Origin of the sequence: Pediococcus ethanolidurans, assembly GCF_964062635.1 — a bacterium.
Classification (GTDB): domain Bacteria; phylum Bacillota; class Bacilli; order Lactobacillales; family Lactobacillaceae; genus Pediococcus; species Pediococcus ethanolidurans.
Genome location: NZ_OZ061250.1, coordinates 903,001 through 926,609, shown reverse-complemented (window position 1 = coordinate 926,609; position 23,609 = coordinate 903,001). Strand labels below are relative to the sequence as shown.

General features: G+C 37.7%; 21 protein-coding genes and 1 pseudogene. 8 read left to right on the top strand and 14 right to left on the bottom strand.

From position 1 onward, the window contains the following. Positions 1–218 precede the first annotated feature (218 nt). The 3 genes from AB3219_RS04595 to AB3219_RS04585 form a co-directional block, all read right to left on the bottom strand. Entirely contained in the window at positions 219–1,667 is a 1,449-nt protein-coding gene (locus AB3219_RS04595; protein WP_216753744.1) for a 6-phospho-beta-glucosidase, read from the bottom strand. A gap of 67 nt (positions 1,668–1,734) precedes the next feature. Continuing rightward, complete coding sequence (locus AB3219_RS04590) at positions 1,735–2,076, bottom strand: PTS lactose/cellobiose transporter subunit IIA (RefSeq protein WP_057805416.1); 342 nt, start codon at positions 2,074–2,076, stop codon at positions 1,735–1,737. Between the two features lie 213 nt (positions 2,077–2,289). Next, positions 2,290–2,604 carry a PTS sugar transporter subunit IIB gene (locus AB3219_RS04585; RefSeq protein WP_057783362.1) on the bottom strand — a complete coding sequence of 105 codons (315 nt, stop codon included), beginning with the start codon at positions 2,602–2,604 and terminating at the stop codon, positions 2,290–2,292. 396 nt (positions 2,605–3,000) lie between these two features. Here AB3219_RS04585 and AB3219_RS04580 point away from each other — a divergent pair, with 396 nt between their 5' ends. Next, positions 3,001–3,702: a GntR family transcriptional regulator gene (locus AB3219_RS04580; protein ID WP_216762739.1), complete on the top strand. Its 702-nt coding sequence runs from the start codon at positions 3,001–3,003 to the stop codon at positions 3,700–3,702. 83 nt (positions 3,703–3,785) lie between these two features. Here the strand turns inward: AB3219_RS04580 and AB3219_RS04575 are convergent, their stop codons facing one another. Then, a complete protein-coding gene (locus AB3219_RS04575) occupies positions 3,786–4,502 on the bottom strand; it encodes a GntR family transcriptional regulator (protein ID WP_216762740.1) in 717 nt (238 codons plus the stop codon). Positions 4,503–4,696: 194 nt separating this feature from the next. Here AB3219_RS04575 and AB3219_RS04570 point away from each other — a divergent pair, with 194 nt between their 5' ends. The 3 genes and pseudogenes from AB3219_RS04570 to AB3219_RS04560 all read left to right on the top strand — a co-directional run bounded on the left by AB3219_RS04570 (position 4,697) and on the right by AB3219_RS04560 (position 8,505). Then, positions 4,697–6,070 carry a glycoside hydrolase family 1 protein gene (locus AB3219_RS04570; protein WP_263766007.1) on the top strand — a complete coding sequence of 458 codons (1,374 nt, stop codon included), beginning with the start codon at positions 4,697–4,699 and terminating at the stop codon, positions 6,068–6,070. Between the two features lie 28 nt (positions 6,071–6,098). Continuing rightward, a pseudogene (locus AB3219_RS04565) lies at positions 6,099–7,451 on the top strand (PTS sugar transporter subunit IIC). 259 nt (positions 7,452–7,710) lie between these two features. Further along, positions 7,711–8,505, top strand: coding sequence for an alpha/beta hydrolase family protein (locus tag AB3219_RS04560; protein ID WP_263749716.1), 795 nt, complete (start codon positions 7,711–7,713; stop codon positions 8,503–8,505). 86 nt (positions 8,506–8,591) lie between these two features. Here AB3219_RS04560 and AB3219_RS04555 read toward each other — a convergent pair whose 3' ends face one another. Together AB3219_RS04555 and abc-f are read right to left on the bottom strand one after the other, a co-directional pair. Beyond that, complete coding sequence (locus AB3219_RS04555; RefSeq protein ID WP_216753738.1) at positions 8,592–8,903, bottom strand: hypothetical protein; 312 nt, start codon at positions 8,901–8,903, stop codon at positions 8,592–8,594. A gap of 86 nt (positions 8,904–8,989) precedes the next feature. Beyond that, entirely contained in the window at positions 8,990–10,492 is a 1,503-nt protein-coding gene (gene abc-f, locus AB3219_RS04550) for a ribosomal protection-like ABC-F family protein (RefSeq protein ID WP_263766005.1), read from the bottom strand. A gap of 790 nt (positions 10,493–11,282) precedes the next feature. Here abc-f and AB3219_RS04545 point away from each other — a divergent pair. The 4 genes from AB3219_RS04545 (at position 11,283) to AB3219_RS04530 (ending at position 15,408) form a co-directional block, all read left to right on the top strand. Further along, entirely contained in the window at positions 11,283–12,308 is a 1,026-nt protein-coding gene (locus AB3219_RS04545; protein WP_263794974.1) for an IS30 family transposase, read from the top strand. A 427-nt stretch (positions 12,309–12,735) separates the two neighbouring features. After that, positions 12,736–13,728, top strand: a complete 993-nt coding sequence (gene trpX / locus AB3219_RS04540) for a tryptophan ABC transporter substrate-binding protein (protein WP_263766096.1) — start codon at positions 12,736–12,738, stop codon at positions 13,726–13,728. Continuing rightward, positions 13,725–14,651 carry an ABC transporter permease gene (locus AB3219_RS04535; RefSeq protein ID WP_263766095.1) on the top strand — a complete coding sequence of 309 codons (927 nt, stop codon included), beginning with the start codon at positions 13,725–13,727 and terminating at the stop codon, positions 14,649–14,651. Before trpX ends, AB3219_RS04535 begins: the two co-directional genes overlap by 4 nt. Continuing rightward, the gene (locus AB3219_RS04530) at positions 14,644–15,408 is read left to right on the top strand and encodes an ABC transporter ATP-binding protein (protein ID WP_216753735.1); all 765 of its coding nucleotides are present in this window, start codon (positions 14,644–14,646) and stop codon (positions 15,406–15,408) included. Before AB3219_RS04535 ends, AB3219_RS04530 begins: the two co-directional genes overlap by 8 nt. Before the next feature lie 200 nt (positions 15,409–15,608). On the opposite strand, the gene AB3219_RS04525 is transcribed toward AB3219_RS04530, so the two are convergent. The 8 genes from AB3219_RS04525 to AB3219_RS04490 all read right to left on the bottom strand — a co-directional run bounded on the left by AB3219_RS04525 (position 15,609) and on the right by AB3219_RS04490 (position 23,605). Next, entirely contained in the window at positions 15,609–16,679 is a 1,071-nt protein-coding gene (locus tag AB3219_RS04525) for a hypothetical protein (protein WP_057805405.1), read from the bottom strand. A gap of 486 nt (positions 16,680–17,165) precedes the next feature. Beyond that, positions 17,166–18,701 (bottom strand): multicopper oxidase family protein, encoded by a 1,536-nt coding sequence (locus AB3219_RS04520; RefSeq protein ID WP_216762742.1) that lies wholly within the window; start codon positions 18,699–18,701, stop codon positions 17,166–17,168. A gap of 81 nt (positions 18,702–18,782) precedes the next feature. Then, positions 18,783–19,232 (bottom strand): universal stress protein, encoded by a 450-nt coding sequence (locus AB3219_RS04515; RefSeq protein ID WP_216762743.1) that lies wholly within the window; start codon positions 19,230–19,232, stop codon positions 18,783–18,785. A gap of 84 nt (positions 19,233–19,316) precedes the next feature. Then, positions 19,317–20,804 carry a UDP-glucose--hexose-1-phosphate uridylyltransferase gene (locus AB3219_RS04510; RefSeq protein ID WP_216762744.1) on the bottom strand — a complete coding sequence of 496 codons (1,488 nt, stop codon included), beginning with the start codon at positions 20,802–20,804 and terminating at the stop codon, positions 19,317–19,319. Next, on the bottom strand, positions 20,801–22,000 hold the full coding sequence (locus AB3219_RS04505) for a galactokinase (protein WP_216762745.1): 1,200 nt from the start codon (positions 21,998–22,000) through the stop codon (positions 20,801–20,803). Before AB3219_RS04505 ends, AB3219_RS04510 begins: the two co-directional genes overlap by 4 nt. 29 nt (positions 22,001–22,029) lie before the next feature. Continuing rightward, positions 22,030–22,266 (bottom strand): hypothetical protein, encoded by a 237-nt coding sequence (locus tag AB3219_RS04500; RefSeq protein ID WP_057804859.1) that lies wholly within the window; start codon positions 22,264–22,266, stop codon positions 22,030–22,032. Positions 22,267–22,631: 365 nt separating this feature from the next. Further along, positions 22,632–23,042, bottom strand: a complete 411-nt coding sequence (locus AB3219_RS04495; protein ID WP_216762746.1) for a protein-export chaperone SecB — start codon at positions 23,040–23,042, stop codon at positions 22,632–22,634. Continuing rightward, positions 23,042–23,605, bottom strand: coding sequence for a helix-turn-helix domain-containing protein (locus AB3219_RS04490; RefSeq protein ID WP_216762747.1), 564 nt, complete (start codon positions 23,603–23,605; stop codon positions 23,042–23,044). The genes AB3219_RS04495 and AB3219_RS04490 overlap by 1 nt, the downstream gene beginning before the upstream one ends. Between the last annotated feature and the right edge of the window lie 4 nt (positions 23,606–23,609).

The following is a 23,609-nucleotide window of genomic DNA, read 5'->3' as shown; positions in this document are numbered from 1 at the left end:
CTGTTTTTTATGTGCGCTGTAAAATCATTTTTTTCTTTGAACTTTAAGTGATGAATTGGCTGTTCTGGTGACGTTTCGGAAAAGACATGAAAGTTTCCCGCCGAAACGTGCTAAAAGAAGCACCGTCCTCCGCTTTGCCACGATAGTCAAACGATTCCTAACCCGAATCATTCGACTATCTAGGCAATGCTCGAACGGTAAACGCTTCTTTGAGCACTCTATTCTGTGATATCCTCACCATTCGTCTTAATTACCTTCTTAAACCAGTCAAACGAATCCTTCTTCGATCGTTTCAATGAGCCATTGCCCTCATCATCCTGGTCCACATAGATAAAGCCATACCGCTTCTTCATTTCACCTGTACTTGCAGAAATCAAATCAATGCAACCCCATGGCGTATAACCCATCAAGTTCACACCATCTTCGACCACCGCTTTTTCCATCTCTTTCACATGATCATGGAAATAACTGATTCGATAGTCATCATGCACACTACCATCGGCCTCTTTCTTATCATAGGCACCAAAACCATTTTCCACAATAAACATTGGTTTATGCCAACGATCCTGCATCCAGTTCATTGCATACCGCAAACCAACTGGGTCAATCTGCCAACCCCAATCCGATTTTTCAGTATACGGATTATCAACCTGATCCTTAGATTCTGTATAAACATAATCCGGATTATCAGCCTTATACTTCGTCACAAATGACATATAATAGCTAAAGCCAACATAGTCCGCAGTACCTTCACGCAAATCATTAGCATCCTGTTCCGTGCGGTCAATCTTGAATCCTTTACGAGCCCAATACTTTGGTACCCAGTTTGGATAAAAACCATTAGCCTGCACATCACCATAGTAGTAACGGGTTTGCATTGCACGTTCAGCCATCATGATATCTTTAGGATCAGCCGTCAATGGATAAATTGGGCACATTGCGATCATATCGCCAATCTTGAAATCAGGATTAATCTTGTGACCTAATTTAACTGCACGTGCACTTGCCACCATTTCATAATGAGCAGCCTGATACATTGACTCTTCCCAGTTATCGTCTTTGCCTAACTGTAAACCAGAGTTTTGTAACATTGGATGTGGATCATCCCAAGTAGTCTGATTATTAATTTCGTTAAATGTCATCCAATACTTAACTTTATTCTTATAACGTTTGAAGACCGCTTCCGCATAATTAGTAAAGAAATCGATTAACTTACGGTTTGACCAGCCACCATATTCCTTAACCAAATGATAAGGCATTTCAAAATGTGACAACGTAATGACGGGTTCAATATTGTATTTCAATAATTCATCAAACAAGTCATCATAAAATTGAAGTCCTTCCTCATTAGGTTCTGTTTCATCACCATTTGGAAAAATACGTGTCCAAGCAATTGATGTTCGGAAACACTTGAAGCCCATTTCAGCAAATAACTTAATGTCTTCAGGATAACGATGATAAAAATCGATTCCCCAATGGTTTGGATAAATCTCACCAGGTTTAACCCCATCTGTCACACGACGAGGATGATCTTTATCGCCTGCAGTCATTACATCAGCGATACTGACACCTTTACCGCCTTCTTGCCAGCCACCTTCTAATTGATGAGCAGCAACTGCGCCGCCCCATAAAAAGCCATCAGGCATCTTCATTTTTTGTTCACTCATATCTTGCACCTCATTTTTTATTTAAAAAAAGCAGCCAGATAACCTCGTGGCCGCTTTTTCTGATTCATTAGTCTTCTACTTTAACGCCATCAAGACGTTTGTAAAGGTCGACAATTTCACCAGCCAAATCACGGAATGTGATGGCATTCATAATATGATCTTGTGAATGAACGGTTAACAACGTTACTTTTGCGTGTTTGCCGTTTGCTTCATCTGTTAACATCCCAGTTTGAGAATTGTGGGCCTCTGTCAAGAAGTGATCTGCTTCTTTCAGCTTTGCCTCTGCTGTCTCAAAATCACCTGTTTTTGCTGCATGAATTGCTTCAAATGAGGAACTTTTTGCGTTTCCACCATTCATAATTAAACCCATGATTGCTTCTAAGTTTTGTTCTTGTTCTTCTTCAGCCATTTGTTCGTTTTCTCTCCTTATGAATCATTCTTTAAGATTATGTAAAAGCGGAAGCAGTTTCTGTTTCCGCTTTTAGTGTGTTTATGATTTGGGGGTTGAAATGTGTTAAGCAAATTCTTTTGTTTAGCTACAGGTCACAAACGATTCACAAACTTCTGTGAATCATTCGTTACCTTAGGCTATACTCAGAATTTAAGCACCTTTTTAGTACTCTTATTTCACACCCAATGTCTTAAATGCTTCTGCCAATACCTTTTCGCCATTCATCATGCCATAATCTTGCATGTTGATAACTTCAACTGGAATGTCTAACTTGCTCTTGAAGTTGTTTTCCATATAACGAACTTGTGGTCCGAGCATTAAGATGTCTGGATGTTTTTCTTCCAACTTGTTATTTGCATCTGAAGCTGCTGTTGCAAAAATCTCTGCATCGACACCCTCTGCTGCTGCGGCCTTTTGCATCTTAGATACCAAAAGACTTGTTGACATACCTGCTGCACAAACTAACATAATTGTTTTTTCTGCCATAATGCTCACTCCTAATAATTCATCTTATTTTTTTGTTACTCGGCGGTTTATTTTTAAACCGCTTTCATTACAATTGCATTGTAACTCGTAGGTACAAATTTTACAAGCCTGTTGTTCAAAAAAATTCCTAAAAACTTGTGAATCCCTTATATGACGGCAATCAGTAATTTTGCCATTTCAATAATGAATATAATTTGTCCTTTATTCATTTAATTTGTCCACAATTTGATTACATAAGAATCATTTAAAAACATGTTCTATTATTGAATAATATGTTCTTTTTGCACTAAAGTGGTTGACTATTAAACCGTTTACATTACAATTAAGTACTGAATGGTAGGTACAAATCATTCAGGTAGTTAAAATTATTCCCTAGTGGAGATTGGAGGTAGCATTATGTATCATGACATTGCAGATGATCTGATTCACTCAATAGAAAACAAGCTGTTTAAACAAAAGCTTCCCACTGAACATCAATTAATGGACCGATACAACGTAAGTCGCAATACGATTAGGAAGGCCATTGATATTGTCGCTCAGAAAGGCTTGGTACGTCGGGTACAAGGAAGTGGCTACTTCGTCAACGACATCAGTCAAGCTGAAAAGACGGTCGTCAACCTAACTATGGGATTGAGTCGCACACGTTATCATAAAGAAATTACTTCAAAAATTGTAACCTTTGATGAAATTCATGCTGATGAAGCATTGGCAGAACAGTTTGGCACACGTGATGGTGCGGCTTTATTACGTGTCATTCGCCTTCGTTACGTGGAAAAGCAATTATATAGTTTGGAATATGCTTATTATGTAAAAAGTGAAGTTCCTTCACTAAGTTTAAAGAGTATAAACCACTCAATTTTTGATTATGTTAAACAAAAATATGGAATTCGCATTAATAATAGTGATCAATATTTGTCTCAAGATCAACTAACCAGTGAAGCAGCCAATTTATTAGGCTTAGAACCACGTACAGCCTGTATGACATTGCAGCAGTCCAATTATTATAAAAATGATGTGCTGTTTAATTTCTCACAGACAATCTACGTTTATCCACATTTAAGTTTTTATTTTCATGCGGCAAATCAATCAGGAAATTAAAAAACAAGACTCTTTATACACAACTTTAAACTTACATCCCATAATAAAAAGCAGATCGGTAGAAAACTGATCTGCTTTTTATTCTAACTATTTAAATCGATATCTGCAGTAACTTGACTTCTCTGATATGGAAAATGTGATTCCGAAAATTCAAATGGTTCTCCATCTTCAAGATAGCTTACCTGCTTAATAACTAATACCGGATCATCATGTTTAACACCCATTGCCTCAACGTCTTTTTCCGTGGCCTTATTTGCTTTAACAATTCGGTGCGAACCTGAAATTGTTAACCCACATTCCTTTGTTAAAAAACTATAAATGGAACCCAGCAAAACTTCCTTGGTGATTTTAGCAATAGCTGTGGGCATAATTGTGTGCTCATAACTGTACACCTGATCATCAATGTAACGAACACGTTCAATTACATAGACTGGTTCAGTCGCTGAAATCATCAAATTGTCTTGTTCTTCTTGACTAGGCAATCGTGCATCCAATAATAGAATTTTACTTACCACTTTTTTGTTTGGATGGGTGAGCGTCGTTCCTAATGGTTTATCAATTGCATTGCCGATATCATCAAGGTTTTGTACATAATCTTTGCGCACAAAAGTACCGGCACCCCGTTTTGTATAAACAATTCCCTCAATAATCAAAGCCTGAATTGCCTTTCGAATTGTAATCCGTGTCGTATTAAAATCCTCTGCTAGCTTGTTTTGATCAGGTAATAATCCACCAGCTTCGTAATTGCCATTCACAATTTTCTTTCGAATTTTTTCTGATATTTCTTGATATTTATACACTTTTTTCCCCCGATATCTTTACTAACTATATTTTACCCTTTTAAAACAAAATTTAATACTCCTGAATACCATTATCACGTGCTTTAGCTGAAAGTTTTCAAACAAATGTATATACTTTTTAAATAAAAGACTTTACATAGATAATTATATGGATATATAATGTAAACGGATTCAAGAAAGGTGGAGATTGATTTATGACAAAAGAGATGCCCAAGAACTTTCTTTGGGGAAATTCCGTATCAAGTATGCAAACGGAAGGAGGTTATAACGAAGGCGGAAAGGGAAAATCCGTCTACGATACATTTCCCGCAACAGAAAATTCATCAGATTGGAAAGTTGCAATTGATGATTATCACAATTATCCAGAAGATTTAGACCTTATGGCTAATCAAGGGATGAATTGCTATCGGTTTCAGATTTCTTGGAGCCGAGTTAATCCAGATGGTGACGGCGAGTTCAATGAAGAAGGAATCAAATTCTACGACAACCTCATTAATGAATTATTGAAACGGCATATCCAACCTATGGTTTGTTTATACCATTTTGACATGCCACTTCATTTAGCCGAGAAGTATAACGGCTTTTTAGATCGTCATGTTGTTGAAGCATTTGTTAAGTATGGTAAAAAAATGATTGATTGCTTTGGAGATCGAGTTAAGTATTGGATTACATTTAACGAACAAAATCTCTATTCTAGTTCAGAAGCATTTCGTATTTCTGGTTATTTAAAAGGGAATCGTACCGATGATGAACTCTATCAAATCTCTCATCATGTCATGCTTGCTCATGCTGAAATTGCCAACTACTTACATAAGCAAACTGACGATTTAATCGGTGGCATGTTGGCCTACAGTGAAGTTTATCCTGCTTCATCATTACCAAAAGATGTGCAATACGCTCGTCAAATTGATGAATTTTTAAACCGTAATCTATTAGATGTTTTTGTAAATGGTCATTATTCAAACGAGGTTCTAACTTATGTAAAGAATCATGACATTAACTTAGATCTCACAGAGGCAGATCAACAAATTTTCAATCAGTTATCCAGCGATTTTATTGCTTTCAGCTATTATCAAAGTGTCACTATTAGTAGTTCCGTCGTTCCAGATGGTACCCTCCCAAATTACTATCTGAATGCCGGCGGAAAAGAAAATCCATTCTTAAAAGTTTCTGAATGGGGCTGGTCAATTGATCCGCTTGGTTTCCGTGATATTCTCACAAAAACATATAACAGTTATGGTGTTCCAATGTTTCCAATTGAAAATGGAATCGGCGTTCGTGAAACTTATGATGGTCATGAAATTCAAGATGACTATCGGATCAATTATCACCGCGCCCACATCCAAGCCATGAAGGATGCAATGTTTGAAGACGGTGTACCAGTTATCGGCTATCTCGGATGGGGATTAATTGATATTCCAAGTTCATCAGGAAACATGGAAAAACGTTACGGAATGGTTTATGTCAATCGTGGTAATCATGATTTGCGTGATATGAAACGAATTCCAAAGAAAAGTTATGGTTGGTTTAAAAAAGTCATTGCTTCAAATGGTAACGACTTAGAGTAACTTGTTTTAAATAAAAGGAGGAAAACTCATGAGTGAGGATAAGAACCAAAGTTCAAGTGAGAAACTTGAAAACTCGGGTTTTATTGCAAAATTCACTGAAATATCCGTTAAAGTTGGTAACTGGGTTTATCTTCGGTCTTTGCGTGATGCATTCGCAGTTATTTTACCTGTTTTCATCATTGCTGGACTTGGAGTATTGCTTAACAACACAGTCTTTACATGGATATTCCATGGTGACACATTAACTAAAGTTCAAGTATTTGGTAATGCGATCACAAACGGTACTCTTAATGTTGCCGGTCTGTTAGTAGCTCCAATGATTGGTTATGCTTTAGCAAAAAATAAAGGTTTTGATAATCCAATTGCTGCTGTCGCAATGTAATTAGCTTGTTTGATGATTATGATGCCAGGCAATGTAGCATTAGGAACTGTTGCCTCTGCTGGTGCAAAAATGGCAACTGTGACTGGCGGACTTAGTTATCTAAACACTGGTACATAAGGCATGTTTGGCGGTATTATCGTTGGTTTACTTGCCACTGGGATTTTTATGAAATTATCTAATATCAAGAGTTTACAAATCCACTTAGGTGATAATGTGCCACCTGCAGTTTCATCATCATTTGGTGTATTACTACCAGCACTTATTTTAATGTCATTCTTTGCGTTGATTGCGGCACTACTTGCTGGTTTGTTTAACGCTGATTTGATCAATTTAATTAAGACTTGGATTCAGGAACCGTTACGTGGTTTTAATACCAATATCGTTGGCTACTGTGTAATTTATACCGTGGCAAATTTCTTATTTACACTTGGTATTCATCAAACGGTTATTTCAGGAACTTTACTTGATCCACTTGTTTTAATTAACATGAACCAAAACATGGCTGCTTACTCAAACCATGAACACATTCCAAATATTATTACCACCTCATTTGCAAGTTCATTCTCATTGATTGGTGGTTCAGGAAGTACAATTTCTTTAATTATTGCCATTCTAATTTTCAGTAAAGTTAAATCGTCGAAACAAGTTGCTAGTTTGTCTCTGGCTCCAGGATTGTTCAATATTAACGAACCAATGATCTTTGGATATCCTATCGTCTTTAACTTACCAATGATGATTCCTTTCGTTCTATTCCCAACTCTTGGTAGTTTAATTGGTTACTTTGCAACAGCATGGGGTTGGATGAGTCGTACTGTAGTTCTGGTACCTTGGACAACGCCTCCACTAATTGGTCCTTATCTTGCAACCGCTGGTGATTGGCGAGCTCCCGTTGTACAGTTATTTATAATTATAGTCGGTGTTGCTTTCTACCTACCATTTATGAAGATTAGTGAACGAGTTGCTGCTGTACAAGCTCAAGAAGAAGAACAAAAAGCATAGGTTGTGATTAATTATGAACGGAAAATTAGTGTTTAGTTTGATTGGTTCCATTTTAATGTTAATTTTTTCAATTATTGACATTATCTCCTTTGGCTTAACTATAACAACGTTAAGTACTATCGCAATTTTTATTTTGTTCAGTTATGATCTGTACAAATATTGGAAACTTAAAGATTAGTTGTTAAAAAGGAAACAGCCACCATGCTGTTTCTTTTTTTACCTATTGATTTATTCAATTTAAGGTTTGGAAGTGTAATAAATGTCAAAAATAAATATAAGCTTTTTTTCAAAAAGTTTATCTCGAACTGTTCAAGCCATTGTTTTATTACCTAATGATGACGAAAAATCTAAGCTAGAAAACCCTTATTATAAGTACAAAACACGTAGTTTATATTTACTTCATGGCTACTTAGGTGAAGCGGATGATTGGTTACTTGGTACTAACATAAGTGAATTATCTGTAAAATATAACTTAGCAGTCATTCTTCCGTCGGGTGAAAATAGTTTTTATGTTAACGCCGCAGCAGGTAACAATAAATACGGTGAATTTATTGGTCAAGAACTTGTTAACTTTATTTCTTCAACTTTTAATTTATCTACTCAAAAAAAAGACACTTTTATTGGTGGCCTATCAATGGGTGGATTTGGAGCCTTGGTAAATGGATTGACTTACTACAACACCTTTGGCAAGATATTTGGTTTATCTTCGGCTTTAATATGTAATGATATTAAGGATAAAGGACCGAATTATTCAGATGGAATTTCAGATTATAATTTTTATCATGCGATTTTTGGAAATTTAAATCATTTAGATACTTCCAAAAAAAATCCAGAACTTCTAATTAAACAAATGCTACTAAATAACGTCACCATTCCACCAATTTACTTAGCTTGTGGAAAACAAGACTTTTTAAACGCAGAAAATAGAGAATTTGACACCTTCTTGAATAACAAACAGATTCCTCATATTTATGTAGAATCAAAAGGTATTCACGAATGGCCTTACTGGCGTAAACAAGTGATTCCTGCAGTTCAATGGTTATTTAATGACTAACCAGACATAAAAATACAAAACAGCCCACAAAAATCATTACAGATTTGTGGGCTGTTTTAGATGTTTATTTATTCTTTTAGTTCTACTTATTTCAAAGCAAATTCATATTTTCTTTGCATTCCAACAAATAATATCTCCTTGGTGATCTTCTGAATAATATAGCTTGATCCATTAGTTGACCTAATTTCTTTACCAACTTGATAAGCCTCACCGTTTAAAACACTTAGTTTACCAGTTTCGTAAAACCAAACATACGTATAAAACACTTTAGTATCATCGTCTGTAGGTTTAACTTTTAACGATATTGATTTATTTGCTCTCATTACCAACCATAATGGTACGAAAATACATAAGAGACCAAGAATTGTTAATAGTGTTGTCGCAACTAGATGATTCATTTCAAACGCCTCCATAGATGTATATACTTTTCTTAAAAAAGTATTATAACTATGTTAATTCTAACACATTTGGAAGACACTTTTAATTAGTTTTTCAATTCCACTACATCATTGGTCACATGCTCAATAAAGGCTTGATCATGCTCCACAATCAACATAGAAGGCGCTACAGACTTAATTAGAGTTTCTAACTGCTCTTGATTAAAAATATCCAAGTAATTCAAGGGCTCATCCCATAAATAAAGTTCTGCCGGAACCGACAAAGACTTGGCTAGTTCAACCTTCTTGCGTTGTCCCATACTCATATGCTCAATTCGCGTGGTAAACACGTTGCGCTCTAATCCCAATTTGTGCAAGTTGTTCAAAAACTCTTGATAATCTAAATGTTGTGCTTCTGCAAATTCTTGTAAAGTTCCGCGATTATCTTCATAAGCTTGACGAACATAACTCACTTTCAGATTTTTTGGTTGAATCACCTCACCAGTAATTTCACCCGCAAAATCTCCTAAAATAGCATGAATCAGTGTGGATTTACCAGCGCCATTAGGGCCCACTATTCCCACACGTTTACCCTGCTTAATTTCAAACGAAATCGGATCAAACAATGGTCGCTTAGCATCTGGATAACTCAACGTTAGTTTGTTGACTGTCAACAGTCGTTCATGATGACCAGGCTGAAAATTCATTGATAAAGGATCTACATACTCAATATTTTTCAGAAGCTTTTCCTTCTCATCAATATCGCGTTGCATGTGTTTCTGCAAAGTCAACGCCCGTTTCATGGTTCTTGCCGCACGCGCACCAATGCCTCCTTTGTCTCCAATAGCGCCACTACCCTTAGCATGCGGATTGCCAAACTTCTCGCCCTCTTTAGATCGCGACCATTCCGCCTTTTCGGCAGCGGTTTGTTTCAAGCGGCTGATGCTCTTTTTCAGTTTGGCATTTTCCATCTCTTCATGCGTATCACTCAACTTTTTCTGTTCTTCATAGGTGGCAAAATTTCCCTGATACATCAAAATATTAGATTTTTCAATCGATAAAATGTGATCTGCCACATCATCCACAAACTTGCGGTCATGGCTAATGACAATAAATCCCTGTTTCTTCTGCTCCAAGTAATTAGCCACTTGCTTACGACCATTGATATCCAAATGATTCGTGGGTTCATCAATCAACGGAAAATTCACTGTCTGTGTAAACAAACTGGCTAAGAGAACTTTAGTTTGTTCGCCACCAGATAACGTGGTGAATTCACGCCACAAGATATCGGGATCAGTTCCCAATAGATTCAATTCTCGTTCCACTTTCCACTGCTCGGTGACACCTAGATCGTTTAAAACGAAAAACGTCAATTGCTGCTTGTTCTCAATTTTTTGTGGGAAATAATCAAACTTCAGACTAGCATTGATTTTGCCTTGATAGCTCAATTTGTTTTGCAGAAGGTTCAGAAAAGTTGTTTTGCCACGGCCATTACGTCCGATCAGTCCTAATTTCCAGTTACTATCCAGATTTAAATTGACATGGTCAAATAATAAAGTTCCTTGTGTATCGTAACCAAACGTTAGATTTTTAATTTCAATTTTAGACATTTTTTATACCTCATTTTTCTAGCTTTTTTCAGGCAGCTAAAAATGAGCATACAAAAAGACCTGCTCATCGAGAAAGATTAGCTGATCCTGAAAAACTGCACAGTACACCCTATGACAGGTACACTTACAGATTCAACAGAATTAGCTTAATTTCTCAATGGCAGATCCCTCACTTTTATAATTTTTCTAAATTATAGCATGATTGCAAGGGTTCGTCTATTCTAGTATTTTTAAAATTACTTGATCACCAATATTAAGGTTAAAAGCTATCAACTTAAAAATAAAACAAGTTCTTTATTTTAGTGGAGCAGGTCAAATATAATAAAACAGTTGCCTGCTGATCTCACGCAGTAAATTCTGCGATAGGTTGGAGGTGTTATTGTTGGTTCCATTTTTCACGGCACTTCTGGCGGCGTTATTAAATACGCTGTTTGCTTGGTGGTTGAACAAACATAATCAGAAGTAGAACGTTCAGGCAACGTCAACCCGCCCGCTTGGTTTTAAGTTTTGACCGAAGTCCAATTTAAAACGAATTAAATAAGTGTAAAAAAAGGCCTTAACTATAACCGGTAGTTAAGGCCTTTGGTGTTATTAAGTTGATACCATTTCTCACAGATTTATTATAACACGTTCTTATGAGAAGCAAAATTAAAACTGCCGAAGTTTTATTCAATCTGATATTGCCCGATTTACAATTCAAGTGCAACACCTGATCAACTAGACCAAAAATAGACAAAATAGGCCATGGAGACCTAAACTTAAAGTGACTAAACTCAAGAAAGGAGTCTCCATGACCCAAACAAAGAATAGCACTATGTCCGGTTATCAACAACTACAACCTGAAGAAAGAGGCATGATTCAAACTTTAAGTCGCCAAAATGTTACTGTTCGTGAAATTGCTAGAGAGCTTCACAGAAGCCCTAGTACGATTAGCCGTGAGTTACATCGCGGCACGGTTAAACAACGTGATACTAACTACTTATTCTTCACTAACTACTATGCTGATGCTGGTCAAGCTGTCTATGAAAAGCATCGTTCACACTGTCATTCAAAAGGCTTATTAAAGCCGTGTAAATACTTTTTTAATCTCTTAACCAAGACGCTAAAAAAGCACTTTAGATCAGCTGGTGTCGATGGATTCGTCCACCAATTTCAAGCCGACTATCCGCAATTCAAATGTCCTTCGGTTCCCACTGTTTATCGTTATATTGATCAAGGCCTGTTGAACCTTCGAAATAGTGATTTGCCCAAAAAACTTAGACGACGAGTTAAGGGCAAGCACAATCATGATCGCTATAATAAGAAGATATTAGGTACTTCGATCGAAGAACGTCCTGAAAGTGTCACCAAGCGCACAGCGTTTGGCGACTGGGAAGGTGATCTAGTTAAGGGAAAACGCGTGGCTTCTGAGCCTGCCCTGCTTACTTTAACGGAACGGGTGAGCCGCTTTGAAATAATCATAAAGATCCCAGATTATCACGCACAAACTTGCTTAGAGGCTCTTCAAAAAGTCATCAATCAACATCCAGATTGGTTTAAATCTATCACTTTTGATAATGGCAGTGAATTTTCAAAGCTTGCACAAGTTAAGGGTCCTAAAATTTACTTTGCACATCCGTTCTCGCCTTGGGAACGTGGTAGTAATGAGAATGCCAACGGGTTGATTCGGGAGTATATTCCTAAAGGAAAATCATTGAAGCAGTTTACTGAAACCCAAATTGCTCAAATCCAAAATGCCATCAACGACAAGCCCCGTAAGATCCTGCACTACCTGAGTGCTAAAGCATTCAGTAAAGCTTTTAGATCAGCTTCCTAGACCAATTCCTATTTTATTTAGTAAGTGTTGCACTTGATTTGACAATTCGAGTCAATCTGATATTTTTTCTGTCAATGAAATTATATTTTCTTCTTGACACTCATCAAAAACTTATCTATACTCAGAGACAATTAATAAAGAAAGTTGGTCACGCACATGACAAAGACAAATACACAACTAAATAATCGTTGGCAAAGCCGGTAATTAGGTTGTGTTTGTCTTTTGGCAAGATACGACCTGGATGCATACAGATCGTATCTGTGCCGGCTAACTTTGACGTAGAAAAAAGCCCGCATGGATTTATAATATTCATGTGGGTTTTGTTTCGATTTATTAAGAACAATCCTGCAATGGGATTGTTCTTTTTTCTTTCAAAATTTTTCAATTCCAGCTGCAACATTTTATTGTAAATAGGAGAGTGAATCATATGAAACGCTTAATCACGTTTATCGCGGCAATTTTTATTTTTCTTGGTTTTGCTTTTTTCAAAGGCAACAGTACCAAAACTACCAAAGCAAAGGTTCCAACAGTGGGAATCCTTCAGTTAATGAGCCAACCTGCGCTGGAACAAATTCAAAAAGGTGTTATCGCCGGCTTGAAATCTGAAGGCTACACCAAAGGTGAGACGGTCAAAATTGACTATCAAAATGCGCAAGGTAATCAAAGCAACTTGAAGACAATGAGTGAAAAATTTGCCAACGAAAATGCCGACCTGATGATTGGTATTACCACCCCTTCTTCACAGGCATTGGCCGATGTCACCAAGAATACTCCGATTGTTTTAAGTGCCGTCACCGATCCAAAGGGTGCTGATTTAGTTAAAAATGAAAATCATCCCGAGGCCAACATTACCGGCGTTTCCGATCAAGCACCGTTAAAAGAGCAGTTAGATTTACTTTTGAAACTCATGCCCAAACTCAAAACGCTGGGAATTATTTACACTTCTAGTGATAACTCAGCCGTAACTCAGTACAAACTGTTTAAAAAACTTTGTCAACAAGAACATGTGACTTTGAAAGCTTACTCAATTTCAAATTCAAACGACTTAAACCAAGTTTCACAAACCATGTTGCAAAATGTTGATGCTGTGTATGTGCCAACTGATAATACCATTGCTGGTGCGATGCAAACACTAGTTAAAAATGCCAACAATGCTAACATTCCCGTCTTTCCTGCTGTTGATTCGATGGTTAAACAAGGCGGCGTGGCAACGTACAGTGTGAACCAGTATAAACTTGGGGTCATGACTGGTAAGATGGCTGGTCGCTTACTCAAAGGTAAAAAAGTTAGCGAAACACCAGTAGAATACGTCAAACATGGCGAACTTACCATTAATTTGAAACAAGCAAATAAATTAGGCATTCACATTCCTGAATCACTAATTAAAACGGCTAAAACGAAAGGGGAGTTGTTCAAATGAGTTTAATTACTTCTGCAATAGGACAAGGATTTCTCTGGGGCATCTTAGGAATCGGATTATTTTTGACTTTCCGAATTCTTGATTTCCCTGATATGACAGTTGAAGGCACCTTTCCAATGGGAGCGGCCGTTTGTGTTGCAGCCATCAGTCATGGGGTATCCCCCATTCTAGCCACTTTGCTGGCTATTATCATCGGGATGGTTGCCGGTTTGGTCACCGGATTACTTTATACAAAGGGACGTATACCCATTTTATTAGCTGGAATTTTGGTTATGACGGCTTGTTATTCCATCAATTTGCGCATTATGGGAACTTCCAACATTTCACTGTTAGGCAAACAGAGCTTGTTTACCAATCACCTTCTGGAATCCCTGCCTAAATACTTTGATAGTGTGTCGCTTGGATTATTGATTGTCATCATTGTGACTATTATTTTAGCGATGTTTCTTCAGACTAACTTAGGTCAAGCATTCATTGCTACCGGCGATAACGAAACCATGGCCAAATCACTAGGCATTCATATCGACAGTATGAAAATCATGGGCTTGATGGTATCTAACGGCTTAATTGCCCTTTCTGGTGCTCTGGTTGCCCAAAGCGACGGTTATGCCGATGTTAATATGGGGATCGGCATCATCGTAATTGGCCTTGCTTCCATCATTATCGGTGAGGTCGTGTTTGGCAATCTATCCATGAATCAACGGTTAGTTGCCGTAACTTGTGGTAGTATTTTATACCGCTTTGTCTTGTTGATTGTTTTACAACTTGGTTTCAGCACCAACGATTTGAATTTGATTTCTTCCATCGTTTTGGCACTATGCCTGATGTTGCCGACCTTCCGAAAGGCACTTCACTTAGACAGATTTATTAAAAACGGCATTAAAACGCCACTCCCAGATAAGAAGGTGCGCGATCATGACTAATCCAATTTTAGAACTAAAAAACGTCACCACCTATGTCAATCGACATACTCCTGATGAACAAAAAATTCTTCGTGGTATCAATTTGAAAGTTTATCCCGGTGACTTTATTACTGTGCTAGGTTCAAACGGAGCTGGTAAATCTACCCTGTTCAATACGATCGGCGGAAACTTAGCGGTTGATGAAGGTCAAATTCTCGTAAATGATAAAGAGATCACCCATCTTTCCGAAGAAAAACGCACCCGTTTCCTCAGTCGTGTTTTCCAAGATCCAAAGTTAGGCACCGCTCCACGAATGACCGTTTCTGAAAACCTATTGCTGGCAGAAAAACGTGGTACTCATCGTGGTTTAGTTTTCCGAGGCCTCAAACACCAAATACCGCATTTTAAAGCCATCACTAGCACCATGGAAAATGACCTGAATCATCGTTTAAATACGCCTGCTGGTGAACTTTCCGGTGGTCAACGACAAGCTTTAAGTTTCTTAATGGCCACAATCAAACGACCTGATATTCTGTTGTTAGACGAACATACAGCGGCCTTGGATCCCAAGACTAGCCAAGAATTATTGCAGGCTACTGATGAACGGATTAAAGAAGATAAATTAACTTGTTTAATGATTACCCACCATTTGGAAGATGCCTTAAAATATGGCAATCGCTTGATCGTTTTAGACAAGGGGCAGATCAAAATTGATGTCACTGGTGATGAAAAACAACGGTTGACGATTGATGATTTATATAAATACTTTGAAATTTAGGATAAATTAAAATGAGGTTGAGAAATGCAAATTTTTCTCAATCTCATTTTTAAATTGAACTAATGTATTGTAATCCTATTTTGAGTTTTCTTTACATCTTTTTTCTTGCTAATTATAATTTCAGCTCAAACCGTTTCAGATTAAACTAAAACGACCCATTTCATTCAAAAAAATGAAATAGATCGTCTTATAATTTATATTTAAAATTTAATTTCATAACAAAATTCGAGTTTCTTATAGTAGTCCAATTCAATAAAATCTGTCGGTCGGACATCCCCCGCTGGCTTATCAAAGTAATCCACATGAGCCAATTTCAGCATTGAATACACAAATTGAGAACAAAACATGATGTTCGGTCGCAACGAATGTTTGGTCACCAGACCTAATAGGTTATATGCACTTCCCGTTTCGTTGATTTCTTTGATTTTATCAATAATAATCTTTTTTTGTGCCCTGGTTGTCGCTAGTTGATATACCAAAACTGAGGCATCATCCTTTTTATGAAAGGCTTCAACCATTTCGGCATTCAAACCCGGTGGATAAACCTTTTCACCACCATTATAACTAACAATTGTTTTCAAATCGGCATCAAAACTAAGCGACGCATGATTATATTGTTTTTGTGTAAATAACGAAATGATCTCACTGGCACTACTACCCGTGTTAGAAATGACCAAGTAGATGAAAGGATCATCCAGGGTTTGATTTGCTAACTGAAAATATTCATCAGTTAACGAACCATTGTTAATATATTTTGTGGAACTGTGGCGATGTAAATCTTCAAAAGTTTCTTTCAAATTATCGCTTGAGAGCGTACTCTTAATTTTGCCCAAACCCTGAAGCGAGTCTGTAATAGCCGTTTTATTGTTTCGCAGCTGTTCAAAACTGATGGTTGCCAGTTCTTTAACTGAAGGCAAATAGAAATCTGCTCTTTTACGAATAATAATATTGCTTTCCACGGCCAATGGTAGCAAAACACTGGCTGCTGCAATGATTCTACTTAACAGCTTCGCAAAAATATTGGCATCCTGATTTGCAAATGACACTGACACAAAAATAATTTGAAAAATAGCTAGCACAACATAAGTCAAAATCATGGGTCGTTTGACTTTTCTAGTTAGTTGACTTTGTGTTGTTCGTAAAATCATGAACACCGCTACCGTTAAATAAGTAATCACAAACAACGGGATGTTGCCAAATAACACACTGCCGACCAAGAAAATCCACAATGCCGTATTGATTAACTTTCGATCAGAAATAAGATCTCTCATTTTTTACTCCTAAAATTTAACCCATCTTTTAAGATGTGTATGTGATTTCAACGTCCACATTTGAACACACGTCAAACTGTAAAATGAGTGCTTAATCTTTGACTTGTGAGCGGTTTTAACTTTATCATCAGGCCATTTCTATGTCAATATAAATTACATTTAGTACATTGTAAAGATTTGATCTCTATAGCTAAGATTAAGTATGCCATAAAAAATATCGTTAGTTTCAAAACTGCCAAGATTGGAGCCGTGTATTCCGGTTCTGAGTCATGTCCATACTACGTTCCAGCCTAAATTTGCTGGAAGACGGTAATTTAATCTGATTTTGTTACTATGAACGTTTTTATATCAGACAATGAGATGCGTTTTTGTGCTTTCAACCTTTATTTAAAAATAAAATAATAGCTCGCAATATCTAAATCTTAGGTACTACGAGCTATTATTTATTTTCGATAGCTTATTTGAAGGGCATAAGTTTTAAAAGATCTACATCTTCATACCCATTTTTTCATAAGATCCCATACCACCAAGCCAGAGATCTTTAGGATTCACGTGATTTTCCTTAGCAAAGGCGTTCATCAACGTATCCATATCCATCAACTTGTAAGTCTTTGGATGCTGCGGATCATAGGACTCAATCTGAGCCATCATGCCACCATCTTCATGTTCAATAATGTGGCAATGATACATATAAACTCCGGTATACTCAAAACGGACCTTAATCTGCACATGCTCGTTTGGATTAACACTCACCGTGTCCTTCCATCCATGTTCATTTGCATATGGTGCGTGTCCATTTCGCGAAACCACTAAGAACTGTGTGCCATGAATATGGAACGGATGAATCATTCCCCCAACCATGTCATTGGTGTTAGTAATATCCCACAAAACAACATCGCCAACTTTTTGACGGGCATCAATTCGTTGCATTTCAAACTTCTTACCATCAATAGCCACTTCTTCATCCATGCCTGACATGACCACATGTCGAGTTTTGGTTCCGGTAGTGACAGGTAAATCAGGAACATCAACTAAATGATCAGGTAACTTGGTGTCATCTTTTGCAAATTCATGAATTCGGAAATGAACCAGCGGCACATCATCTGACATCAAGGCAACTTCATCGCCATCGTGATACTTGCCAAAATCGACAATAAATTCATCACGTTCCGCGCAGGTCATCATGACCTTAGTGAAATAAACGGGGTCTGGCATGATACCGCCATCGGATGCCACTTGTGCAAACTCCAGGCCGTCACTAAAGTGCAAGCGGAATTCACGCCGGTTAGCACCATCTAATACACGTAAACGCACTCGCTGGGTAGTCACATCAATGTACGGATTAATTGTGCCGTTAATCATTGGTGTTTTTCCTTGTACACCGTCTGGATCGTAGTCTTTTTGGTAATCCCATTGGTTGTCTTCATGGAAATTACGGTCTTGTAAAACTAGTGGAAAATCATCCACGCCGTAATTACGTGGCAATGGCAGTTTTGCTTCAACCTCGTCTTGGACGACAACAGGGGTTGCTAAACCATGCCAAACTTGCTGGGCAGTTGATGGACATGGATGTGCGTGTAGCCAAAGGGTCGCTGCCGGTTGATTGCAGACAAATTTAATGTCACTGGATTCACCTGGATAAACCGGTGCATGGCAACCACCATCAATATAAGGTCCTGGTACATTCAAACCGTGCCAGTGAAAAGTAGTGAGTTCATGCAAATCATTTTTTAACGTGATATGAATCATTTTACCGCGTTTGAAGATAATGGTTTTACCCAATAAACTGCCATTATAGCCCCACGTCTTCGTTTTGGGACCCGGTAGTAATTGCGTTTCGCCCTCTTCAGCCGTTACCGTATAATACATATCCGTGTCGGTTTCTTTATCTGGTTGCAAAACTGCCGGCACGTGAAGCTTTTGTTGCGGTGTCGTCGGTTCTTCTAGCGGCACATATCCACCATCATGCGTATTCCATGCTGGTTCATCAAAAAAATAATCGTTATAAACTTGCTTTGCCATTTTTTTATGCCTTCTTTTAGAATTATTTGCTTCTAATAATCATTCTAACTACTTAAAAACTAAAATTCAAGCGACCTCAAACTAACGGATAACCAAAACCGAAACTGGTGAATACTTAGCCATGTAGGAAGCTTGGCTACCAAAGTAGCGAGCAACACCCGAACGTGACGAAGAACCGATCACCAGCAGGTCTGGTTTTACGTGTGGAATCACATCTTTAACGATGGTTTCACCGGCGTCTCCTTCGGCTGTGTACGTTTCTACCTTGCGAATACCAAAATCTTCGGCAATTTTTCGATAGCCTTGTAAATGTTTTTCCAAATCGTTGCGTTTGTCACGAATATAATTTTTATTTAGTGCCTGATAAACATTGATATCGTCTTGTTCCAAGATTGACACAATATCAAGTTCAGCATTATCCTGTTTGGCCCGGTTCATCGCAAATCGAAATGCCAACTGAGCATCTGGGGAATCATCAACCCCAACTAATATTTTAGAAAATCGTTTTGGATCTAAGCGGCTTTCGCTCATCTAAAATTCCCCCAATATCTTATTATTTGATACCTTAATTTTACCATTTTTTGATTTTTTCAACGAGTAAAGGGCTTACAAATATTAAACCTCATTAACTTTATGAATAAATTCCATAAAACCAGTCTGACCATCATTAGTTTGCTTAAAGACCCCTGCATCTTCCAAAACGCGCAAAAAGACCCGGCCAACTTCTTGATCCACAATTTCTTGAACGTTATCAGCAGTAAACTGGTGTTTTTCTTGCAACTGATCAGCCCATTTTTTATGGTATGGCTTCATTTCGTTGGATTGCTTCAATAAATAGCGTTGAACCTCAAGCAACTCAGCCTTTAATCTTGCCGGTAAAATGGCGCAGCCCATAACTTCAATTAAGCCAATGTTCTCTTTTTTAATGTGCTGCACATCTTGATGCGGATGAAAAATGCCATCCGGATATTGCTCGGAAGTCTGATTATCACGCAATACCAGATCCATCTCGAATCTTCCTGCTCGTTGACGTACAATTGGCGTAATCGTGTGATGGTTCTCACCGTTTGTTTCATGGCGAATGTCACGTTTAGGATCATCATAATTTTGCCAAACTTTCAGAATTTTGGTTGCCGCACTCACTAAGGCTGATTCCGAGACACTCTTTAAACGAATGACTGACATCGGCCACTTTACAATCCCAGCTGACACATTCGCAAACCCGTTTAATTCAAACGGCTTTTCAATTGCAGCAACGGCCATTGGAAATTCATGTTTGCCGCCTTGATAATGGTCATGACTCAACATCGAACCACCAACAATGGGCAAATCAGCGTTACTGCCCACAAAATAATCAGGAAATAGCTTCGTGATCGCGACTAAATTTTGAAATGTTGTGCGATCAATGTGCATTGGACGGTGGACCTCAGAAATGAAAATACAGTGCTCGGCAAAATAGGCATAAGGAGAATACTGGAATCCCCATGTCTCCCCATCTAATTGCAAACGCACAATTCGATGATTACCACGCGCCGGATACCCCACACGACCCTCATAACCTTCATTTTCCAAACATAATTGACATTGCGGATAGCTTGTTGAAACAGTTTTCTGAGCCAAAGCAATCGCCCGCGGATCCTTCTCTGGTTTGGATAAATTAATTGTGATTTCCAAATTACCATAATCAGTCGGCACCGGAAATTCAATATTTTTAGCAATTGCCCGCGTTTTAATGTAGTCATTGTCACGACTCAGCCGATAAAAGTAGGCCGTTGCTGTCTGCGGACTTTTTTGATACAAATCCCAGAATTTCGTATTCACTCCATAAGGCGTCGGCGTCATAAAGTCCATAAGATCGGCACCTAAAATTTCCCGATCAGTCGGATTAGCTTCAATTTTATGATTTTGAATCGCAGCTTCTATTAAGGCATCCTGAAGTTGTAACAAATCGTTGACAGCCGTCGTTTTTTCTAGCGGTTGTTCACCCACCATGGCATAGATTCGGTTGATCAGGTAGCGGCGATCTAATTCATGATAAGTGCCCTTTTTAAGGATTTCAGTTACAAACTGTTCAACTAAACTAGTTGATTGTTCATTTTTCAATCTTGGTTACCTCTTTGTAATTGCGTTGGGCCATCGGCAATCTCAGCAACGTAAAAATCGGCCGCATACCCAATTTTTTCTTTGTAAACTTTGCCAACATTAGCTTCAAAGTTTTCAACCTGATCTTTTTCAACAAGGGCAATGGCGCATCCACCATAGCCTCCACCAATCATTCGTGCACCTAATACACCTGGTTGCTGCCAAGCTGTATGCGCTAGTGTATCCAATTCTTTGCCCGTGACTTCGAAATCATATTGCAAAGACATGTGTGAGGCATTTACTAAACGACCAAACTTAGCTAGATCTTGATTTTTAAGTGCGGACATTGCTTCACCAACGCGTTGATTCTCAAATACTGCATGCCGTGCGCGTTTGAGTAGTGGCTCACTTTGAATTAAGTACGCATATTCATCGAAAGTTTCTTTATTCAACGCCCCTAAAGTTGGGACATCAATTCCCGTTTGAAGCTGTTTCAAGGCTTCATCACATTCTTGGCGATGTTCGTTATATTTAGAATCTGCCAATTCACGCCGTTTATTCGTATTCATGATAATAATCACGTGATTACCCAGTTTTAAAGGCACATGTTCATACTTTAAAGTATTCGTATCCAGTAAAACGGCATTATCCTTTTTACCCATTTCAACGGCAAACTGATCCATAATTCCGGAATTAAGACCGATAAACTGGTTTTCCGCCTTCACGCCTTGTTTAACCATGTCGATCGGTTCAATCTGTAAATGAAATTCATCCTGTAAAATCTTGCCAAACAGCATTTCTAAAGAAGCCGATGAGGATAATCCTGCGCCATCAGGTAAATTACCCAAAATATAAACATCCAAGCCAGTGGTAATTTTGGCACCTGCTTCGATTAAATAGCGCAACATCCCTTTAGGATAGTTTGTCCATAAATTACCAACTTTTTCTTGAATTTCTGCGGTTCCTAAAGTTAAAACTTGAATGCCCTGTTCCGCAAAATTTTCCGAATATAAATGGAATTCATTATCTGTACGCGGTTTTACCGCGGCAAAGGTGCCTAAACTGATTGCACAAGGAAATACGCGACCACCATTATAATCAGTGTGTTCCCCGATTAAATTAATTCGGCCCGGAGCAAAATAAAAACGAGCTGGCTGTTCTTTAAAAATAGCTTTGTAACCGTTTTCTAAAGTTTCGATAGAAATTTTTGTACTCATTTAATTAGCCTCTTTTCTAAACCATTTAATTAGTTCCAGGTAATGGCTTCTACATCTTCAGGACGATCTTTTTGCGTAATTAAATAACTAAGTGCGCCACGAAATGACAACATACCAACTGCACCTTGTTCATTGAATTTGATGGTTGAACCGGATGAAATATGAGCCAAAACGTCTTCTTCTGCTTCCTCGATATTAGCAAATTCCCGATAGAATGTAATGACGCGACCATTTTCATAAGATAGCTTAATTTCAAATTGTTTCAATTGATAAAACCCCTTTCATAACTTTCATAGGTTAATGATATCATACCTGCAAATCTAATCATGGAAAAAACAAATAAAAAATCTCAGTAAATTTACCAAAATGGTAATTACTGAGATTTTTGAACTAATTTTAACTGCCGTTTTTGATACTGCTAGATGCTAATACATCAGTGTCTTGTCCTCATAATGTATGTGAGGCAATCATTCAAAACCAGTTTTCATTTACGAGGTTTTTGCACTTAAGGATCGTTATCCCTAGTTGCAATTGCATCTTCTGCTCAATATGCAGCGTCAGAAAATGAGTTGCCCTGGACATACTAGGAATACTTAGCGAAGTCACCATAAAATATTGGCCGGTATTATTATTATTTAGCGTCCTCTTTTAAAACACTTGCGACGTTAACTGTCGGCATATTATAACCAGGAAATTCATTTGATGAATTAGTTAATGTTGCAACCAACGCACGGACATATGGATAGAGAATTGCTGTACAATTTTCTTCTAAAAGCGAATTTAATCCAGTATGTTTACTATCCTCGTCAACATTATAAACAAAGCTTCCTTCTACACTACACGATACTTTAAATGGCACATCCGATCTCGTCAGTGACCCGACAACCACAGTTAACACAATTCTGATTTGATCTCCATAAACACGATTTTTAACGCTTAGTTTCGGGCTCAAAATCATTTTATTTTGTGTTTTTTTATAGTTGTCATTGCGCTCATAGTTCATCTTTTGCACTGTATAACCATTAAACGTTAAAACACTCATTAGATACCATCTCCTAAAGTTTCAATAACGTGAAATTCGTTTGATTTCGATTGACAATGTTCTTCACTTATATATGAATTATGCGAAATATAAAATGGTGTCCCACTCGTACTGAAATTCAGCCTAGCCGTAATTTGACTATTTTTATCTGCATGGTCTGGCAATTCACCTGTGGTTTCAAATTCTTTTTTAGCGTGTTCAAATAGATTTTCTTGATAGAGAACTTGAATACGTTGATTATTCTCAATTTGTGAAACTGTCGAATAACTAATACCCAACCGCTTCGCGAATTCTCTAACACTTAAATGAAGTTGCTTGCGTAGTTCACAAATTTGAGAAGGCTGCATAAACCCCTTACGCTCCCTATAAGCATCAAAAGTTCTGACAAAGTTTTCATTTGGTTGATCGAAATCATTCCACAGTTCACCTTCAGCATCTTGCCAATAATGGTTGATAACAAGCAAATCATCAATATCTCTAACTTTTACTATTTCTGGAATCCACTTTTCAATATATAGTTCTTCGATTCCTTTTTCTGGGTTGAAAAACTTTTTCTCTTTCATAAAA

Bases quoted from the DNA above. Each gene is read 5' to 3' on its own strand.
- AB3219_RS04530 (WP_216753735.1), top strand. From the start codon at position 14,644: ATGACTAATCCAATTTTAGAACTAAAAAACGTCACCACCTATGTCAAT.
- abc-f (WP_263766005.1), bottom strand. From the start codon at position 10,492: ATGTCTAAAATTGAAATTAAAAATCTAACGTTTGGTTACGATACACAA.
- AB3219_RS04490 (WP_216762747.1), bottom strand. From the start codon at position 23,605: ATGAAAGAGAAAAAGTTTTTCAACCCAGAAAAAGGAATCGAAGAACTA.
- AB3219_RS04570 (WP_263766007.1), top strand. From the start codon at position 4,697: ATGACAAAAGAGATGCCCAAGAACTTTCTTTGGGGAAATTCCGTATCA.
- AB3219_RS04585 (WP_057783362.1), bottom strand. From the start codon at position 2,604: ATGGCAGAAAAAACAATTATGTTAGTTTGTGCAGCAGGTATGTCAACA.
- AB3219_RS04580 (WP_216762739.1), top strand. From the start codon at position 3,001: ATGTATCATGACATTGCAGATGATCTGATTCACTCAATAGAAAACAAG.
- AB3219_RS04595 (WP_216753744.1), bottom strand. From the start codon at position 1,667: ATGAGTGAACAAAAAATGAAGATGCCTGATGGCTTTTTATGGGGCGGC.
- AB3219_RS04525 (WP_057805405.1), bottom strand. From the start codon at position 16,679: ATGAGAGATCTTATTTCTGATCGAAAGTTAATCAATACGGCATTGTGG.
- AB3219_RS04590 (WP_057805416.1), bottom strand. From the start codon at position 2,076: ATGGCTGAAGAAGAACAAGAACAAAACTTAGAAGCAATCATGGGTTTA.
- AB3219_RS04515 (WP_216762743.1), bottom strand. From the start codon at position 19,232: ATGAGCGAAAGCCGCTTAGATCCAAAACGATTTTCTAAAATATTAGTT.
- AB3219_RS04535 (WP_263766095.1), top strand. From the start codon at position 13,725: ATGAGTTTAATTACTTCTGCAATAGGACAAGGATTTCTCTGGGGCATC.
- trpX (WP_263766096.1), top strand. From the start codon at position 12,736: ATGAAACGCTTAATCACGTTTATCGCGGCAATTTTTATTTTTCTTGGT.
- AB3219_RS04505 (WP_216762745.1), bottom strand. From the start codon at position 22,000: ATGAGTACAAAAATTTCTATCGAAACTTTAGAAAACGGTTACAAAGCT.
- AB3219_RS04545 (WP_263794974.1), top strand. From the start codon at position 11,283: ATGACCCAAACAAAGAATAGCACTATGTCCGGTTATCAACAACTACAA.
- AB3219_RS04555 (WP_216753738.1), bottom strand. From the start codon at position 8,903: ATGAATCATCTAGTTGCGACAACACTATTAACAATTCTTGGTCTCTTA.
- AB3219_RS04520 (WP_216762742.1), bottom strand. From the start codon at position 18,701: ATGGCAAAGCAAGTTTATAACGATTATTTTTTTGATGAACCAGCATGG.
- AB3219_RS04495 (WP_216762746.1), bottom strand. From the start codon at position 23,042: ATGAGTGTTTTAACGTTTAATGGTTATACAGTGCAAAAGATGAACTAT.
- AB3219_RS04560 (WP_263749716.1), top strand. From the start codon at position 7,711: ATGTCAAAAATAAATATAAGCTTTTTTTCAAAAAGTTTATCTCGAACT.